This window comes from Bradyrhizobium sp. BRP19, from assembly GCF_020194195.1.
Classification (GTDB): Bacteria; Pseudomonadota; Alphaproteobacteria; order Rhizobiales; family Xanthobacteraceae; genus Bradyrhizobium; species Bradyrhizobium yuanmingense.
This window is the reverse complement of record NZ_JADYVZ010000196.1, coordinates 1-409: the sequence shown is the minus strand read 5'-3', so window position 1 is coordinate 409 and position 409 is coordinate 1. Positions and strand designations below refer to the sequence as shown.

Genomic DNA, 409 nt, shown 5'->3' with positions numbered 1-409 from the left:
ACCTTCAACTGGGTGAACTACTTGTCGAAGGTGAGCCCCGAGTGGAAATCCAAGGTCGGTGAAGGCACGTCGGTCGCGTGGCCCGTCGGCGTCGGCGGCAAGGGCAATGAAGGCGTCGCTGCCTACGTGAACCGTCTGAAGAACTCCATCGGCTACGTGGAGTACGCGTATGTCCTGCAGAACAAGATGACGTACGGCTCCATTCAGAACAAGGCCGGAAACTACGTCGAGCCGAACGCCAAGTCGTTTCAGGCAGCAGCCGCGACGGCGGACTGGTCCAAGGCGCAGGATTTCGACTTGGTTATGACCGATGCGAGTGGCCCGGATGCATACCCTGTAACCGCGACCACGTTCATCATCATGTACAAGCAGCCCAAGACGCCAGCCCAGTCGCGTGCCGCTATCGATT

General features: G+C 59.2%; 1 protein-coding gene. It reads left to right on the top strand.

Annotated features, from left to right (window positions below; genetic code table 11):
- On the top strand, nucleotides 1-409 hold a 409-nt coding region (locus tag I6F36_RS39160), incomplete at both ends, for a substrate-binding domain-containing protein (RefSeq protein WP_225173313.1).